Below are 16,368 nucleotides of genomic sequence, written 5' to 3' on the forward strand. Positions count from 1 at the left end.
AACCAACATCACCCAGACAAGCAAGAAGGCCGCCAAGGCCCCTGGGTGGGGCGTTGACGGCCGTTCTGTGGTGGATGGTGGACGATACAGGGATTGAACCTGTGACCTCTTCCGTGTCAGGGAAGCGCTCTCCCGCTGAGCTAATCGTCCTCGCTGAAAACCAGAGGTGGAGACGGGATTTGAACCCGTGTAGACGGCTTTGCAGGCCGTTGCCTCGCCTCTCGGCCACTCCACCGAGTGGGGGGCTGGCGCCCCTTTTCCGAGCGGAAGACGGGATTCGAACCCGCGACCCTCACCTTGGCAAGGTGATGCTCTACCACTGAGCCACTTCCGCGTGCCTCCGGGACCGGCCCGGACTCACTGTGAGAACTCTAGCGAATACCCGGCGACTCCCCAAACCGAATACGACCGGTATCTTGAGGTGTAAGGAGCCAGCGATGGTTTCACCAGTTACCACGACTCACCCTACGCGAGAGAGTTGACAGCATGCGCGACAACGAGGTCGTGACCATCGGGCCGGAACCGCTGAGCTTCGAGGAGGTCGTCAGGGTCGCCAGGCACGGCGTTCCCGTACGCCTCGACGACGACGCCGTGGCCGCGATGGCGGCGGCCCGCACCCGTGTGGACGAGCTGGCCGAGAGCCCCACCCCCGCCTACGGCGTCTCGACCGGGTTCGGCGCCCTGGCCACCCGCCACATCGACCCCTCCCTCCGCGCCCAGCTGCAGCGGTCCCTCGTACGCTCGCACGCCGCCGGGTCCGGCCCCGAGGTGGAGGTCGAGGTCACCCGGGCGATGATGTTGCTGCGCCTGCACACCCTGGCCACCGGCCACACCGGGGTGCGCCCGAAGACGGCCAAGGTGCTGGAGAGCCTGCTCAACGCGCGGATCACCCCGGTCGTGCACGAGTACGGAAGCCTCGGCTGCTCCGGCGATCTCGCGCCGCTCTCCCACGTGGCCCTCACGATCATGGGAGAGGGCGTCGTCCGCGACGCCTCGGGGGAGCGGGGCGACGCCGCGGAGGCGCTCAAGCGCGCGGGCATCGAGCCGGTGGAACTGGTGGCCAAGGAGGGGCTCGCGCTCATCAACGGCACCGACGGCATGCTCGGCATGCTCATCCTGGCCATGGACGATCTCGCACGCCTGTTCAGGACCGCCGACGTGAGCGCGGCCATGAGCGTGGAGGCGCTCCTCGGCACCGATCGCGTCTTCGCCGCCGACCTTCAGGCCCTGCGCCCGCATCCCGGGCAGGCGGCCAGCGCGGCCAACCTCAGGGCCCTGCTCGGCGGCTCGCAGATCATGGAGTCCCACCGGGACGGCACCTGCACCCGCGTCCAGGACGCGTACTCCCTCAGGTGTGCCCCGCAGGTCGCCGGGGCCGCCCGCGACACCCTGGCGCACGCCGCCCTGGTCGCCGGGCGGGAGCTCGCCTCAGCGATCGACAACCCGGTGGTCCTGGCCGACGGCCGGGTGGAGTCCAACGGCAACTTCCACGGGGCCCCCGTCGGCTACGTGCTCGACTTCCTGGCCATCGCGGTCGCCGACATGGCGAGCATCTCCGAGCGCCGCACCGACCGCATGCTGGACGTGGCCCGCAACCACGGCCTGCCCGCCTTCCTCGCGGACGACCCCGGCGTCGACTCCGGCCACATGATCGCCCAGTACACCCAGGCGGCGGTGGTCTCCGAGCTCAAGCGCCTGGCCGCGCCCGCGAGCGTCGACTCCATCCCGAGCTCCGCCATGCAGGAGGACCACGTCTCCATGGGCTGGTCGGCCGCGCGCAAGCTGCGCCGCTCGGTGGACGGGCTCACCCGGGTGCTCGCGATCGAGGTCTTCACCGCCGCGCGGGCCCTGGACCTGCGCGCCCCGCTGCGGCCCGCCCCGGCGACCGGGGCCGTGGTGGACGTCCTGCGCCAGTCCGTCCCCGGCCCCGGCCCCGACCGCTTCCTCGCGCCGGAGATCGAGACGGTGGTCCAGCTCGTCGCGGCCAACGCGGTCGTCGCCGCCGCCGAGACGATCACCGGCCCCCTGTCGTAGGGCGGCCACGGCGCCGTCACGGCCCGCCGTCGAGACCGGTGCCAGACCGCCGCCGGGCCGCTGCCAGGCCGGTGGACGCGATGATCCGCGCCCCCTCGTGGCCCCGCCGTAACAGCCCACCGGCGAGACCGGGGCAGACCCGGCGAACCGGTGGAGGCGATCGCCGTCACCCGTTCGCCGGGATGGCGGCGATCACCTCCACCTCGATGAGCAGACCCGGCTGGAACAGCCGCGAGACCTCCACGGTCGTGCTGGCCGGGGGTTCGCCGGTGATGAAACGCCGTCGTACGGCCCCGTACTCGTGCAGCAGCGACATGTCGGTGAGATGGGTCCGGATGTGGGTCACGTCGTCGAACGTGCAGCCCTGGTCGGCGAGGACGCGTGACAGCAGGTCCATCACGTACTCGGACTGGCGTGTCATGTCCCCTTCGCCGACCACCTTCCCCTCCTCGTCCAGCGCCACCTGCCCCGAGACGAACAGCAGGCCCCCGGCCCTGGTGGCGTGCGAGTAGTAGCCGTTGGTGGCGGGAACCGTGGCCGGGTTCAGCCTCTCCACACCCGAACGCCCCACCTGCTCCGAACGACCCACCTGACCCACCTGCTCCGCCTGACCCGAAGGACCCGCCTGACCCGAAGAATGACCCGACTGCTCCGAAGAACGACCCGCCACGCCCGTCCGGCCCGCCCCTGCAGGACCGGTCGCGGCGACGTGCGCGAAGATCGCGCTGAGGTCCGCTCCACCGAGCCCGGCCGCCACCGCGTCCGCCAGCCTCGCCCCGGCCGAGGCGGCGAGCGTCTGGGTGCCGTGCGCGGCCAGTTCCACGTCCTTGGCCGCGAGGCCGAGGGCGTAGCGCGTCTCGTACGGGCCGCTCTCCACGACCGGGCGGACCCGTTCGGTGAGCGCCCCCAGCGGCGTGCCGCCGAGCACGTCCAGCAGGGCCGAGGTGTCCACCCCGGTCGCCCCCGCGTACGCGACGGTCTCGGCGAGCAGCACCTGGGCGGGCACCAGCGCGCTCATGACGGCCAGCTTCATCGCCGCGCCCGCGCCGGGGCCGCCGACCTTTCGCACCTCCCCGAACACCTCCAGCACCTTCCGGCAGCGGGCCAGGTCCTCGGGCAGGCCCCCGGCCAGCACCGTCAGGGTGCCGTCCCCGGCCGGTCCCACGCTGCCCAGCACGGGCGCGTCGACCAGCCGTACTCCCGGGGGAAGCAGCTCGCGCAGCCCGGCCACCGCCTCGGGCCCGATCGTCGACATCTCCACGACCAGCGTCCCGGCCCGCAGCCCCGGTGCCGCGTCCGAGAGCGTCCGCCGCACCGCCGAGGGGTCGCTGAGCATCGTGACGACGAGTTCCGCGCCCGCCACGGCCTCGGCGGGCGACGCCGCCGCCACGGCCCCCTCGATCGCGCGAGGGGTGCGGTTCCACGTCGTCACCGCGTATCCGGCTCCCACGAGCCGCCGGGCCATCGGGACACCCATGTGTCCCAGACCAAGAAAGGAAATCATGCGCCTCACGCTACGAAACCGGGAAGGCATTCCACCAGCGACTAGATTGCATGTAAGCCATGCGAAGGAGGAATGTGTTCGACATCGAGGCGTTGCGCCTGCTGGACACCGTGGCCCGTACCGGGTCGTTCACCTCGGCCGCCGCGAGGCTCAACTACACCCAGTCGGCCGTGTCCCGCCGCATCGCCGCGCTCGAACACCGGGCGGGCGGCCCGCTGTTCGAGCGGCTGCCGCGCGGGGTGCGGCTCACGCCCGCCGGTGAGGCGCTGCACCATCACGCCCAGGTCGTCCTGAACCGGCTGACCAGGGCGGAGGAGGAGCTGGCCGGGATCCACGGCGGCTACCGGGGGCGGCTGCGGGTGGGGGCGTTCGCCACCGCCAACGTCGCGCTCGTGCCGGGCGCCCTGCGCGCGTTCCGCGCGGACTTCCCCGAGGTCGAGCTCGTCCCGGTCGAGGGCCCCAGCGCGGGCCTGCTGCGCCGCATGCGTGAGGGGGGCCTGGACGTCGCGGTGGTCAGCGACTACCCGTCCGAGCTGCCTCGCGAGGCGGGCGAGGTGGAGATGGTCGAGCTGGCCGACGACGAACTGCTCGTCGCGCTGCCCCGCGACCACCGGCTGGCGGCGGAGGAGATCGTCGACCTGCGCGAGCTGCGGGAGGAGACCTGGATCGAGGCGCCCCCGCCGGGGCGGGCCACCGCGCTCGCCTCGGCCTGCGCCCGCGCCGGGTTCGCGCCCCGGGCCACGGTCAGGATCGCCGAGTGGACGGGCAAGTTCGGGTTCGTCGCGGCCGGGCTCGGCGTCACGCTCGTGCCCGCCATCGCCGCGTACGCCGTGCCGTCCGATCTGGTGCTGCGCTCCCTCGGCGACCTCGCCCCGCGCAGGACCGTCTACGCGGCCCTGCCGCCCGCCCCGCTGCCCGCCGCCCGCACCCTGGTACGGCTGCTGGCCAGGCGAGCGGGAGAATAGGGCGGTGCATGACTCTTTTGCGCATATATCCGGATATCTGGCCACCGGTCTCCGGGACCTCACCACCGATCTCGCCGCGCTGGACGGCGAGGGATGGTGGGCCGTCGTGGTCGACTACGAGGGCAAGGTGACGTGCGCCAGGTTCGGCGACGTCCGCCGGGCCCCGCTGCCCGCGCCGCGCGGCCCCTGGCGCGGGCCGCGCCCGTCGTCGTGGCGCGGCTCCCTCGGCCGGACCGCGTACGAGGACGGCGTGCGGCGCGTCCGGGCCCGCATCGAGCGGGGCGAGGTCTACCAGGCCAACCTCTGCCGGGTGCTGACCGCGCCGCTCCCCCCGGGTGAGGAGCCGGACCCGCTCGCCCTGGCCGTACGGCTGGCGGAGGGCAACCCCGCCCCCTACGCCGCCACGGTGAGCCTGCCGGGACTGGACGTCGTGTCGGCCTCCCCGGAGCTCTTCCTGTCCAGGGACGGCGACGTGGTCGAGTCCAGGCCGATCAAGGGGACCGGGGTCACCGCGGGGGACCTGCTGGAGAAGGACTACGCGGAGAACGTGATGATCGTCGACCTGGTCCGCAACGACCTGGGCAGGGTCGCCGAGGTCGGCTCGGTGAGCGTGCCCGCCCTGTGCGAGGTGGAGGAGCACCCCGGTCTCGTGCACCTGGTCTCCACGGTCCGGGCGCGGCTCGCGCCGGAGTACGGGTGGCCGGAGCTGTTCTCCGCGACCTTCCCGCCGGGATCGGTGACCGGGGCCCCGAAATCCTCGGCCCTGCGGATCATCGATGAGCTCGAACCCGAGCCGCGCGGGCCCTACTGTGGGACCGTGGGCTGGGTCGACGCCGACAGGCGGCGCGCGTCGCTGGCCGTGGGGATCCGCACGTTCTGGATGTCGTCCGACGAGATCCGCTTCGGTACGGGCGCGGGCATAACCTGGGGTAGCGACCCGCGACGCGAGTGGGACGAGACCGAGCTGAAGGCATCCCGGCTCATCGCGCTGGCATCAACATCAGGTTCAGAAGGAGTCGTATGAACGTACCTATATGGCTTAACGGGGCACTTATCTCTCCGGATCAGGCCACCGTCTCGGTGTTCGATCACGGTCTGATGGTCGGCGACGGGGTGTTCGAAACCATCAAGTGCATGGACGGCGCCACGTTCGCGCTCACCCGCCACCTCGACCGGCTCACGCTCTCGGCGCGGCGGATGGACCTGCCCGACCCCGACGTGGAGGCGATCGCCGACGGGATCCGCGCCTGCCTGGCCGAGGCCCCGCCCTGGAGGCTCGGCCGCGTCCGGGTCACCTACACCAGCGGCCCGGGGCCGCTCGGCTCCGACCGGGGCGACCAGGGCCGCACGACCGTGGTGATCGTCGACGAGCAGAAGCCGTTCCCGGCCACCGCCGACGTCACCGTCGTGCCCTGGCCGCGCAACGAGCGCGGCGCGCTCGCCGGGGTGAAGAGCACCTCCTACGGCGACAACGCCAAGGCGCTGTTCTTCGCCAAGGCCAGGGGCGGCGGCGAGGCGATCTTCGAGAACCTCGCGGGGAACCTCTGCGAGGGCACCGGCAGCAACATCTTCGTCGTACGCGACGGGCGGCTGCTCACCCCCACGCTCGCCTCGGGCTGCCTGGCCGGGGTCACCCGCGCGCTCGCCCTGGAGTGGTGCGGGGGCACCGAGGAGGACGTCCCGCTCTCGGCCCTGTACGAGGCCGAGGAGGCGTTCCTGACCTCCACCACCCGTGACATCCAGCCGATCCGGATGGTCGACCAGACCGTGCTGCCCGCGGCGCCCGGCCCGATCACCGCCAAGGCCATGCGGGTCTTCGCCGAGCGCGCCGCCGCCGACCTCGACCCCTGAGCCCCGTTTCCCGGCTCCGTGGGGCACGCCCTCACGGAGCCGGTCGTCCGGCAGGCCGGGTCCCACCGGCAGGCTAGTAGGAGACCTGGGTCTGCGCGTTCAGCTCCTTGATCTTGACCTTGGCGGCCGGATCGGTCAGCGGGTCGTCGATGCGGAGCACGTCCAGGCCCTTGGTGATGTCACTTGAGTAGATGTGGCCGTTGTAGTAGTACGCCGACCAGGAGCCGCCGACCCCCTGGATCGGGCCCCGCTCGAAGAACCCGATCTCCCGGGGCTCGGCCGCGTCGGTGAAGTCCCAGATGGACACCCCGCCCTGGTACCACGACTGGACCATGATGTCCTTGCCGGGCACCGGCAGCAGCGACCCGTTGTGCGCGACGCAGTTCTCGCCGGACGCCTGCTCCCTCGGGATCTTGAAGTAGCCGCGGAGCTTGAGCCTGCGGTCCTTGCCGAGGTCGTAGACGGCGTTGGCGCCCTTGGTCTTCGGGGTGTGGGCGTCGCAGGTCGCGCTGACGCCGCCGCCCAGCTCGTCCCCGAAGACGACCTTGGTGGCGTCGTTGTTGAACGTCGCCGAGTGCCAGATGGCGAAGTTCTCCGTGTCGCTCACGTGCTGGAGCACCTTGGGGTTGACCCGGTCGGCGATGTCCAGCAGGATCCCGTCGCCGAAGCAGGCGGCGGCGGCGAGGTTCTTCTCCGCGTAGACCGTGAGGTCGTGGCAGCCGCCGATGCCCTCCTCGGCGGGCTTGTCGGAGAGCACCGGCTTGGAGACCACCTTGGCGGTCTCCGGGGCCTTGACGGGCACCTCGACCACGGAGATCTTGTTGTGCGGTTCCGGGCAGGTCGTCGACTCGGGCTCCGGGCCGGGGGAGGAGATGTAGAGGTAGACCTTGTCCGGGGTCTTGCCGGGGACGAGGGTGTGGGTGTGCGAGCCGCAGTCGGTGCGGACCGCCGAGACGAACTTGGGGTGGGTCTTGTCCGCGATGTCGAAGATCCGGATGCCCTCGAAGCCGTCCGACTCGGGCTCGCCGCGCTGGGCGTCACACTCCGGGCCCTCCCGGACGGAGTCGATCGACAGGAACAGCAGGTCCCCGCTCACCGAGACGTCGTTCTGCTCGCCGGGGCAGAGCACCCGGGCTGCCACCGAGGGGCTCGACGGGTCGGAGATGTCGAAGACGGTGAAGCCGTCGAAGTTGCCGGCGAACGCGTAGTCGCCCTGGAAGGCCAGGTCGGTGCCCCACGCCTGGGGCCCGTCGAGCGGGGCGCCGGGGGGCACGTTGGCCAGGTGCGTGACGTTGTCGCTGTGGGTGCCGTCGCCCGAGATCCCCTGGTCGGGGGTCTCCTCCACCGGCTCCGAGGCGCCCGGGCTCTCCTCCGGGGTGGCCGGAGGCGCCGAGGCGGCGGTGGACGGTGGCGAGGCGGCGGGTGCCGGGTCGGCCCCGCACCCGGCCACGAGAAGTAGCGCGGCCAGGCCGAATGCCACGATCGGTCGCACGGTGCCCCCATTACGTCGGTCCACTTGCCCCATTATTGAAGCTATGCGGAGGATGCGTGTGCCGAGACAGGTTACCGCGATGATCATCGTGGCATCGGTTCTCTGCGGGTGCGCGGAGACCGCGCCGGAGCGACCGGCCCCGCTCGTCGCAGAGTCCGGCGCGCCCGTGATCATCCCGGGCGGGCCGGGGGAGGACGGACGTACGGCCAGGCCGGGCGAGAGGCTGGGGGAGTCGGAGGCGCGCGTCACCGCGGCCGACGTGAAATTCGCCGAGGGCATGATCCCGCACCACCGGCAGGCGCTGGAGATGGCGGCGCTGGTGCCGTCCCGGTCGTCCTCGCCGGTCCTGCGGAGGCTCGCCGAGCGGATCACCGCCGCGCAGCGGCCGGAGGTCGAGGCCCTGACCTCGTGGCTGAGGGCGGCCGGACGGACCGCGGACGAGCACGGCGGCCACGACGACCACAATCTCCCGCTGGAGGAGATGAACCGGCTCAGGGCGGCCAGGGGGACGGCCTTCGACACGCTCTTCCTGACCCTCATGATCACTCATCACGAGGCGGCGGTCACGATGGCCGGGCTCCAGCTGCGCGAGGGCGCCGACCGGGCCATGCTGGCCACCGCGAAGGACGTCGTGGCGGGCCAGGGCATCGAGATCGCCCGGATGCGGGGCCTGCTCAAGCCCGGGACGTAGCCCGGAGCGGCCCCGCCGAACCGGTCAGGAGCTCCAGAGCATGTTGCTCAGCTCGGCGTCCAGGTCCATGAAGTCGGTCTCGCGACCGGCGGGGACCAGCTCGTACGTCCGGTGCAGGAACTCCGTGAGCGGAGCCAGCGGCACCTCGAACAGGGCCTGGCCGAACGGCGAGGTGAGGCTGATGTGCAGCGTGCGCTCACCGTCGGCGCGCGCGGGCCACACCTGGACGTCCCCGTCGCCGACCCGCCGCACGATGCCGACCGTCAGCAGCTCGCGAGCGAAGATCCACTCGACCGGCTCGTCGTTTCCCACGTGGAAGGCCATCCTGATCGCGTACGGATCACCGGCCGTGTAGCTGAGCCCGGCGAGCAGGGGGACGGTGGTACGGTCGGGGACCACAAGCCGAAGGCCTAGCTCGGCAGAGACGGTGGCGCTGTTCATCGTCAGCCAAACCTTTTTCGTCGTCGGTCCCCTCTGCGGGGCTTTCACTGCTCTTGCTGCTCCGAACGGCTTCGTCCCTCGCGAGCTATCACGCGGAACAAAGAAACCTGTAGGAAAGATTCCGCCTCCGCGCCCTTCTGTAACACACATCACAGCGCGACATTTGGGCATCTACCTGGCTAAACATCACCAACAGGGCCGTATTTGCAAGGGTTTTGCATCTCGTTTTGGTCACCATCGACTCCCCGGCGGGGCGTCTCGGGTGATTCGGGTCGAGCGCGGGTCGTTCGGTGCTTCTACGGATCAGGACGATGCTATGACACCGTAGCCCCCCGCCGGATGCATCCTCAGACCTTTGCCTCCCGACCGTGTCGTCTTCCAAGATCCTTTGAGTGGCGGATACCGCTTCGCGAGCGCTCTCGGATTGCTGTATGGTTTTCCACGTCGGCACCGTGAGGGGCCGCACAGGGCGGGCGATTAGCTCAGCGGGAGAGCGCTTCGTTCACACCGAAGAGGTCACTGGTTCGATCCCAGTATCGCCCACACTAGCAAGAAGCAGGTCAGAGCCCCTCGGTTGACACCAACCGGGGGGCTTTCGTCTGTCCATGGGGCCATCGCGCGGCGGAGTACGGCGATCGCCCGGGAGGATCCGATCCGCCGCCTCGGCGTGGCCCGGTCCGTCGCGACCCGTGGGTCCCGGCGTCGCCCCCGGCCCGAGCGGAGCGCCACACCGTGACCGAGGGGACCGGGGCCGGGTCGGCCGCCCTCCGGATCCACCGGCGCCCTGGGGGCCTCTGCGCGCGCCCCGGACACCTCTCCTCCGGTCCGCAGCCGGTACGGGGCTGTGGTGGTGCTCCTCCGGCCTCTCCGGCCCCTTCGGGACTTCGCGGCGGGGATGTGACCTCCCCCAGAAGAGGAGAACGGCCTATTTCTATATTTTTTCTATATATGAAGAAATAAGCTAAATTATCCGAATTTCGGCAGACCCATCAAAGTCGACGCGGTTCCCGGCGCGGCCCGGCCGGACGCGGTCGAATCCGCCATTCCCGGATCGGCCCGCGCGGCGACCGGACGGCGACCAGACGGCGGACAGGTCGGCGACGACCGGCTCGGCCGTTCGTGTCCGAGAGGGGCCCGAAGGCCCCGTGGCGTGGCCTCTTCCACCGGCCGGGCGTCCGTTCTCGCCGTCCGTACGCGGGCGCCGGCCTTCGGCCGCGCCGTCACGGGGACGGGTCGCCCGCCGACCGGCGACGGAGCCGGTCCCGTCGAATATAAGGGCCAGTAGGCATTTAAGAATGCTCAAAAATGCGACTATGCTTCCGTAAGGTCGCGAGTCAACATATGTCTGTCAAGTCAGGGTTCCTGGTGAAAAATGCAGGGTAACCGTGGGGGTAATGGATGCTGGTGACCGAGTTCACTACGGAGGCCGTGGCGGCACCGGAGCGATTCGCGCTGTGGCAGGAGGTCGCGGCACAGTCGCACGTGCCCAACCGGCACCGCAGCAACGATCACGACGACTTCCGCGCCAAGATACGCGTCATGGACCTGGGGCCGTTGCAGGTGTCCGCGCTGGCCTATCCGCACCTGGAGATCGCGCGGACGGCGAAGGTGATACGGCAGACCGACCCGGAGGTCTACCAGATCAACTACTTCCTCGCCGGGGGCGGGTCCATCTCCCAGGCCGGGCGTGACATGTTGCTCCGCGCCGGTGACTTCGTGGTGGTGGACAGCAGCCGCGCCTTCCACGCCGACGTCCACGCTCTCCCGGACGGCTGGTCGAACCTGATCGTGCAGTGCCCTCGCGGGCTGCTGCCGCTGCCGGAGAAGGCGATGCGGAACCTGGTCGGCGTCCCCATCGACGGGCGCCGCGGAATGGGCGGGGCGCTGGCCCGCTGGCTGACCGACCTCAACGCGCGCGCCGGTGAGTTCACCCCGGCCGACATCCCCACCCTGACCCAGGTCACCCGAGACCTCCTGGTCTCCGTCCTCGCCACCTGCGTGGACGCCGAGGACGCCGTACCCCCGGAGATCCACAGACACGCCCTGAAGCAGCGCATCCTCTCCTTCATCGAGCAGCATCTCGGCGAACCGGCCCTCACCCCCGACACCATCGCCACCGCCCACGGGATCTCCACCCGCTACCTGTACACCCTCTTCCAGGAGGAGGGCCGCGCCGTGGCCTCCTGGATCCGCGAACGCCGCCTGGAGAACTGCCGCCGCGACCTCGCCGATCCCTCCCTCCGCAGCCGCTCCGTCAACGCCATCGCCGCACGCTGGGGCTTCACCAACAAGGCCCACTTCAGCCGCGCCTTCCGCGCCCGCTACGACATGACCCCCAGCGACTGCAGGCACGCCTTCTCGCCCACCGCGGCCGTGCAGAACTGATCAACAGGAGTGCGGGGAGCGTCAACGACAAAACAGGCGCTGGACCGCAGAATTCCTGCAGGAGCCCGCACGGTGGCCCACCTCGCGGAAGGAGATCCATGCGCACTCGTCACGCCCCCGCAACCGCTGCCGGCGCGAGGGTCACGGAACACGGGTGAACGCGTCCGGCGGGACGCGGGAGATTCGTATGAGTACGTCCGGAACGAGTGTCCGGCCGGGTATCCACGCGCCGGGCGGCCCGGCGGCCGAAGGGGCGATGAGGGTGCCCGCCGAGGCGGGCGCCGGGCGAGGGGCCTCGTCGTAGCCGATGACGTGGACGACGAGCACCTCGCGCGCCGGGCCCCCGGGGCCGGTGCGGACGCCGATATCCGCTCGCCGCCGGTCAGGGATCTCCGTGATCTCCCCGGGCGGCCGGTGGTCGTCGATCCGGACGGTCACCCCGCGCGAGGACGGGCGGTTCCACGACCGGCACCGAGCCCGCCGAGCCCTGACCCCGGCGGCCCCGCCGCGTACCGACCCGTGCGTACATCCCGCGGGACGGGGAGGGCGGGCCGGTGAGGTCCGGGAGGGAACACCGGCCTGCTCGACGCGGCAATGGGAAGCGAAAGGGTTTCGTTGGATGGGAGGACACGTTGGTTAACCAGACCATGGAAACGGCCTCGTCGCATGTGAACCAGACCGGGGTAGAGGCGCTGGGGGAGGACTACCACTCCAGGCTCTCGGGAGTCGAGACGGTGCCCGTCCGCTCGCTGCTCTCGGCGGACACGCCGCGGAGCGCGGGGGAGAACCCGGAGCACGTCCGTCTGCTCTCCAGGCTGGAGACCGTACTGCCCCCGGTGATCGTGCACCGGCCCACCATGCGGGTCGTGGACGGGATGCACCGGCTGCGGGCGGCGGCGTTGCGCGGTGAGGAGAGTATGCGCGTGCGGTTCTTCGACGGGGACGAGCGGGACGCCTTCGTGGTCGCGGTCAAGGAGAACGTCGCCCACGGCCTGCCGCTGTCGGCCGCCGACCGCGCCGCGGCCGCCGGCCGGATCGTGCGGTCGCACCCCTACTGGTCCGACCGGGCGATCGCGAAGGTCACCGGGCTGTCCGCCCGGACGGTGCGGGACATCCGCCGTACGGCGTTTCCCCAGGGCGCCCGGATCGAGGCACGGCTGGGGCGCGACGGGCGGGTCCGTCCGCTGGACAGCTCCGCCGGGCGGATCCGCGCGGCCGCGCTGATCGCGGAGGAGCCGCAGGCCTCGCTCCGCCAGATCGCACAGCAGTCCGGGATCTCGCCGAGCACGGTACGGGACGTCCGTGAGCGCCTGAAGCGAGGAGAGGACCCCCTGCCGAACTCGCTGCGGCCCGCCGCCGTGCCACCCGCGCCACCCGCCCAGAACCGGATGGACGTCTCGGTTGTCCCGCTGCCGGGTGTCGCGACCGGGCCCCGCCCAGGGGCGGAGCAGGACCGGGGCCGGACATCGGCGCTGAGCATCCTGGTCAAGGACCCGTCCATCCGCTCCAGGGAGCGTGGCCGGCTCCTGCTGCGGACACTCGGCGCGAGCGCCTACCTCGCGCCGAGCCGGGAGCAGCTGATCGACGCGGTTCCCGAGCACTGCGTCGACCTGGTCTGCCAGGTGGCCAAGGAACTCGCCGAGGCCTGGGCGAAGTTCGCCGAGGATCTTGAACTCAGAGTGAGATGACGCCCGCGGCGTCGCGGATCCCGTCACGCGAGACCCCGGCGGTCCTCACGTCGGCACCGGCCGGGTCTCCGGAAACTCCGGGGGGCGTCCGTCTCCCCCCGGCCGGAGGCGCCGGGGAACGCGTCGGAACGGGGCCTCGGCCACCCCGGCCACCCGGATGAGGGGTCCACACCTCCCCGCTGGGGTTCTGTCGGTGACCGGTGGCATCCTGGGGGCGTGAGAGCCCACGCGGTAAGTCCCCTGTTCGTCGGCCGTGCCGACGAGCTCGCCGTTCTGGAGGGCGCGCTCGCCAGGGCGCGCTCCGGATCGGCCTCGACCGTGTTCGTGGGAGGCGAGGCCGGGGTCGGCAAGACCCGCCTCGTCCGCGAGTTCACCGAGCGCTCGGGCGACGCCCTGGTGCTCATCGGCGGATGCCTGGAGCTGGGCACCGACGGCCTTCCCTTCGCCCCCTTCACCGCGGTGCTGCGCAAGCTCGCGCGCGACCTGGGCCACGACGGCGTCGCCGCGCTGCTGCCCGGCGGGGCGACGCGGGGGCTGGCCCGGCTGCTGCCGGAGTTCGGTGAGCCGGAGAGGGAGGGGGCCGAGGCACGGGCCCGGCTCTTCGAGCAGGTCCTGGGCCTGCTGGAGCGGCTCGCCGAGACCCGGCCGGCGATCCTGGTCATCGAGGACGCCCACTGGGCCGACCGCTCCACCCGCGACCTGCTGTCCTTCCTCGTCCGCTACCAGCGCTCCGACGCGCACCTGCTGACCCTGGTCACCTACCGGGCCGACGAGCTCCACCGCACGCATCCCCTGCGCCCGCTGCTGACCGAGCTGAGCCGGGTCGACTGGGTCACCCGGCTCGACCTGCGCAGGCTGAGCCGCAGGGAGGTGGACCAGCAGGCCGCGAGCATCCTCGACGGCGGGCCGGTCGCCGACCTCGACCTGGTCTACGCGCGCAGCGAGGGAAACCCGCTGTTCGTCGAGGCGCTGCTCAGCGGTGGCGAGGGCGAGACCCTGCCCGACTCGCTGCGCGACCTGCTGCTGGCCAGCGTCGAGCGGCTGCCGGAGGAGACCCAGGAGCTGATGCGGCTGGCCGCCGCCGGTGGGGCGAGGATCGAGCACACGATGCTCTCGGCCGTCGCCGGGGCCGACGACGGCGAGCTCTCCCGCTTGCTGCGCCCGGCGGTGGCGGGCAACGTGCTCGTGGTCGACGGCGAGACGTACGCCTTCCGGCACGCCCTGATCCGCGAGGCCGTCCACGACGACCTGCTGCCCGGCGAGCGCACGCGCCTGCACACCCGTTTCGCCGAGGCCCTGGAGATCAATCCCGGCATCCTGCCCGCCCCCCGGGGCGCCATCGAGCTCGCCCACCACTGGCACGCCGCGCACAACTCCCTCTGGGCGCTGATCAGCGCGTGGCACGCGGCCGCCGCCGCCAGGAAGACGGCGGCCTACGACGAGCAACTGCGGATGCTGACCAGGGTCCTCGAACTGTGGGAGGCGGTGCCCGACGCCGCCGAGCGGATCGAGGCCGACCACGTCGACGTGCTCCGGCAGGCCGTCACCGTGGCGCACCTGGCGGGGGAGTTCGAGCGGGGCATCTCCCTCGCCAGGGCGGCCCTGCGGGAGATCGACACCGCCACCGACCCGATCCGCGCGGCCCGGCTGCTGCGGCAGCGCGGGCTCGTCAGGTACGACCTCGGCAGGGCCGGGTCCGTGGAGGATCTCCGCGCCGCCGCCGCGCTCGTCCCCGCCGAGCCGCCGACCTCCCTGCGCGCCCAGGTCCTGGAGAACCTGGCGCGCGTGCTCAGCCACCCCGACGACTGGGCGGAGAAGGAGGCGACGGCCGAGGAGGCGATGCGCATCGCCCGGGAGGTGGGCGACCCCGACGCCGAGGCCCACGCGCTCGTCACGCTCACCTGGGCCGGCTGCCAGGATTCCGGGACGGAGGAGCGGCTCGCCGCGTTCGCGCGGGCCCGGGAGATCGCGGGCCGGGCCAACACCTACCACGCGCTGATGCGGGCGGTCATCTTCGAGTCCGACGCCCTGGAGGGGGCCGGACGGCACGAGCGGGCCGCGGAGGTCGCCCGCCGGGGCGTCGCCGACGCCGAGGTCTACGGCCTGGCCCGCACGTCCGGGGCCTTCGTCGCGATCAACCTCGCCGAGCCCCTGGTCTCGCTGGGCCGCTGGGACGAGGCGTCCGAGGTGGTCGAGCACACCCTGGAGGTCACCCCGCCGCCGCCCTACCGCGCGAGCCTGCAGGGGCTGATCGCCGACATCGCGCTGGCACGCGGCGACCTCGACCGGGCCGGATCGCTCTTCCAGGCCTCGCGGACCGCGCTCGCCCCGGGCATCCACCGGGACCAGACGGTCCTGCCCCAGCTGCGCAGGGAGGTCGAGCTGCTGGTGGCGCGCGGCCGGGACGACGAGGCGTCCGCGCTCGTCGAGCGGATCCTGGACGAGCACGACCTGAAGTCCAGCCCCCGCTACGTGTGGCCACTCCTGCGCGCCTGCCTGCCGGTGGCGGTGTCCTCATCGTCCTCATCGTCCCCGCCCTCCTCACCGTCCTCGCCGCCTCCGCCGTCGCCGGTGCTGTCCCGGCTGCGCGCCGTGGCGGAGAAGCTCGGCGTGGCGGGGGAGCTCCAGCGGGCGCACAGCCTCACCTTCACGGCCGAGGCCGCCCAGGCGGAAGGGGTGTCCGACCGGGAGGCGTGGAAGGTGGCCGTCGCCGCCTGGGCCGCGCTCCGCCAGCCCTACGCCGAGGCCCGCGCCCTGCTCGGCGCGGCACGGGCCGCCGTCGCGGCGGGGGAGCGCGACGAGGCGGCTCCGAGCCTGTCCCGGGCGGCGGAGCTCGCCGCAGGACTCGGGGCCGCGCCGCTGGCCGCCGAGATCGCCTCCCTCGCCAGGAGGGCGAGGATCGCGCTCCCTGGCGAGCCCGCCTCCGCGGAGGCGGAGCCGGGGCCGGAGGAGGCGGGATTCGGGCTCACCGCCCGCGAGCACGAGGTGCTGGGCCTGGTGGCGACCGGCCGCAGCAACCGCGAGATAGCCGGGGAGCTGTTCATCTCGGCGAAGACCGTCAGCGTGCACGTCTCCAACATCCTCGCCAAGCTGGGCGCCGCCTCGCGCGGTGAGGCCGCGGCCACGGCACACCGGCTGCGCCTGTTCGATCGGTGAGACGTCCCCATATTTCAGCATGCTGTCTCTTAGGCCACATATTTCAGGCCAAATAGGTCAAGTCCCGTGTCCACCGGGCCGGGTGCCCCCGGGAGCCCCGGCCCGGCGCCCTCCGGGACCGGCGGTCTCCGGCCGCCCGTCGTAAGAACCGCGCCGTACGG

The 16,368-nt window shown here is 71.9% G+C and carries 12 protein-coding genes and 4 tRNA genes; 9 read left to right on the top strand and 7 right to left on the bottom strand.

Going from position 1 to position 16,368, the window contains the following annotated elements; genetic code table 11:
• Positions 1–75: 75 nt before the first annotated feature.
• From ACW9TB_RS24825 to ACW9TB_RS24835, 3 genes are all read right to left on the bottom strand, one after another.
• Positions 76–150 (bottom strand) — tRNA-Val (locus tag ACW9TB_RS24825).
• A gap of 14 nt (positions 151–164) precedes the next feature.
• Positions 165–235: transfer RNA gene (locus tag ACW9TB_RS24830), tRNA-Cys, on the bottom strand.
• 27 nt (positions 236–262) lie between these two features.
• A tRNA-Gly gene (locus ACW9TB_RS24835) sits at positions 263–334 on the bottom strand.
• 152 nt (positions 335–486) lie between these two features.
• Here ACW9TB_RS24835 and hutH point away from each other — a divergent pair.
• A complete protein-coding gene (hutH, locus tag ACW9TB_RS24840; protein WP_472750462.1) occupies positions 487–2,034 on the top strand; it encodes a histidine ammonia-lyase in 1,548 nt (515 codons plus the stop codon).
• Positions 2,035–2,200: 166 nt separating this feature from the next.
• Here the strand turns inward: hutH and ACW9TB_RS24845 are convergent, their stop codons facing one another.
• On the bottom strand, positions 2,201–3,538 hold the full coding sequence (locus ACW9TB_RS24845) for an NAD(P)-binding domain-containing protein (RefSeq protein WP_472750463.1): 1,338 nt from the start codon (positions 3,536–3,538) through the stop codon (positions 2,201–2,203).
• A 59-nt stretch (positions 3,539–3,597) separates the two neighbouring features.
• On the opposite strand from ACW9TB_RS24845, the gene ACW9TB_RS24850 reads away from it, so the two are divergent.
• Genes ACW9TB_RS24850 through ACW9TB_RS24860 form a run of 3 tightly spaced genes read left to right on the top strand, consistent with a single transcriptional unit; the run spans position 3,598 to position 6,354 of the window.
• A complete protein-coding gene (locus tag ACW9TB_RS24850) occupies positions 3,598–4,503 on the top strand; it encodes a LysR family transcriptional regulator (protein WP_472750464.1) in 906 nt (301 codons plus the stop codon).
• Positions 4,504–4,507: 4 nt separating this feature from the next.
• The gene (locus tag ACW9TB_RS24855) at positions 4,508–5,527 is read left to right on the top strand and encodes a chorismate-binding protein (protein ID WP_472750465.1); all 1,020 of its coding nucleotides are present in this window, start codon (positions 4,508–4,510) and stop codon (positions 5,525–5,527) included.
• Entirely contained in the window at positions 5,524–6,354 is an 831-nt protein-coding gene (locus ACW9TB_RS24860) for an aminotransferase class IV (RefSeq protein ID WP_472750466.1), read from the top strand. The genes ACW9TB_RS24855 and ACW9TB_RS24860 overlap by 4 nt, the downstream gene beginning before the upstream one ends.
• A gap of 73 nt (positions 6,355–6,427) precedes the next feature.
• Here ACW9TB_RS24860 and ACW9TB_RS24865 read toward each other — a convergent pair whose 3' ends face one another.
• Positions 6,428–7,879 (bottom strand): LVIVD repeat-containing protein, encoded by a 1,452-nt coding sequence (locus ACW9TB_RS24865; RefSeq protein ID WP_472750467.1) that lies wholly within the window; start codon positions 7,877–7,879, stop codon positions 6,428–6,430.
• A gap of 46 nt (positions 7,880–7,925) precedes the next feature.
• Between ACW9TB_RS24865 and ACW9TB_RS24870 the strand changes: the two genes are divergently transcribed.
• Entirely contained in the window at positions 7,926–8,537 is a 612-nt protein-coding gene (locus ACW9TB_RS24870; RefSeq protein WP_472750468.1) for a DUF305 domain-containing protein, read from the top strand.
• A 24-nt stretch (positions 8,538–8,561) separates the two neighbouring features.
• On the opposite strand, the gene ACW9TB_RS24875 is transcribed toward ACW9TB_RS24870, so the two are convergent.
• Positions 8,562–8,978, bottom strand: a complete 417-nt coding sequence (locus ACW9TB_RS24875) for an SsgA family sporulation/cell division regulator (RefSeq protein ID WP_184547867.1) — start codon at positions 8,976–8,978, stop codon at positions 8,562–8,564.
• Between the two features lie 471 nt (positions 8,979–9,449).
• On the opposite strand from ACW9TB_RS24875, the gene ACW9TB_RS24880 reads away from it, so the two are divergent.
• Together ACW9TB_RS24880 and ACW9TB_RS24885 are read left to right on the top strand one after the other, a co-directional pair.
• Positions 9,450–9,521: transfer RNA gene (locus ACW9TB_RS24880), tRNA-Val, on the top strand.
• Positions 9,522–10,382: 861 nt separating this feature from the next.
• A complete protein-coding gene (locus ACW9TB_RS24885) occupies positions 10,383–11,363 on the top strand; it encodes an AraC-like ligand-binding domain-containing protein (protein WP_472750469.1) in 981 nt (326 codons plus the stop codon).
• Positions 11,364–11,504: 141 nt separating this feature from the next.
• On the opposite strand, the gene ACW9TB_RS24890 is transcribed toward ACW9TB_RS24885, so the two are convergent.
• Entirely contained in the window at positions 11,505–11,801 is a 297-nt protein-coding gene (locus ACW9TB_RS24890) for a hypothetical protein (RefSeq protein WP_472750470.1), read from the bottom strand.
• A 194-nt stretch (positions 11,802–11,995) separates the two neighbouring features.
• Here ACW9TB_RS24890 and ACW9TB_RS24895 point away from each other — a divergent pair, with 194 nt between their 5' ends.
• Both ACW9TB_RS24895 and ACW9TB_RS24900 read left to right on the top strand, forming a co-directional pair.
• Positions 11,996–13,051: a ParB/RepB/Spo0J family partition protein gene (locus ACW9TB_RS24895; RefSeq protein WP_472750471.1), complete on the top strand. Its 1,056-nt coding sequence runs from the start codon at positions 11,996–11,998 to the stop codon at positions 13,049–13,051.
• A 216-nt stretch (positions 13,052–13,267) separates the two neighbouring features.
• Positions 13,268–16,207 carry a helix-turn-helix transcriptional regulator gene (locus ACW9TB_RS24900; protein ID WP_472750472.1) on the top strand — a complete coding sequence of 980 codons (2,940 nt, stop codon included), beginning with the start codon at positions 13,268–13,270 and terminating at the stop codon, positions 16,205–16,207.
• Positions 16,208–16,368: the final 161 nt, after the last annotated feature.

The sequence above is a fragment of the Streptosporangium sp. H13245 genome, assembly GCF_055690525.1.

What these genes read in the sequence shown, in the direction of transcription:
- ACW9TB_RS24870 (WP_472750468.1), top strand. Translation starts at nt 7,926, where the DNA reads ATGATCATCGTGGCATCGGTTCTCTGCGGGTGCGCGGAGACCGCGCCG.
- ACW9TB_RS24860 (WP_472750466.1), top strand. Translation starts at nt 5,524, where the DNA reads ATGAACGTACCTATATGGCTTAACGGGGCACTTATCTCTCCGGATCAG.
- ACW9TB_RS24845 (WP_472750463.1), bottom strand. Translation starts at nt 3,538, where the DNA reads ATGATTTCCTTTCTTGGTCTGGGACACATGGGTGTCCCGATGGCCCGG.
- ACW9TB_RS24875 (WP_184547867.1), bottom strand. Translation starts at nt 8,978, where the DNA reads ATGAACAGCGCCACCGTCTCTGCCGAGCTAGGCCTTCGGCTTGTGGTC.
- hutH (WP_472750462.1), top strand. Translation starts at nt 487, where the DNA reads ATGCGCGACAACGAGGTCGTGACCATCGGGCCGGAACCGCTGAGCTTC.
- ACW9TB_RS24865 (WP_472750467.1), bottom strand. Translation starts at nt 7,879, where the DNA reads ATGGGGCAAGTGGACCGACGTAATGGGGGCACCGTGCGACCGATCGTG.
- ACW9TB_RS24850 (WP_472750464.1), top strand. Translation starts at nt 3,598, where the DNA reads ATGCGAAGGAGGAATGTGTTCGACATCGAGGCGTTGCGCCTGCTGGAC.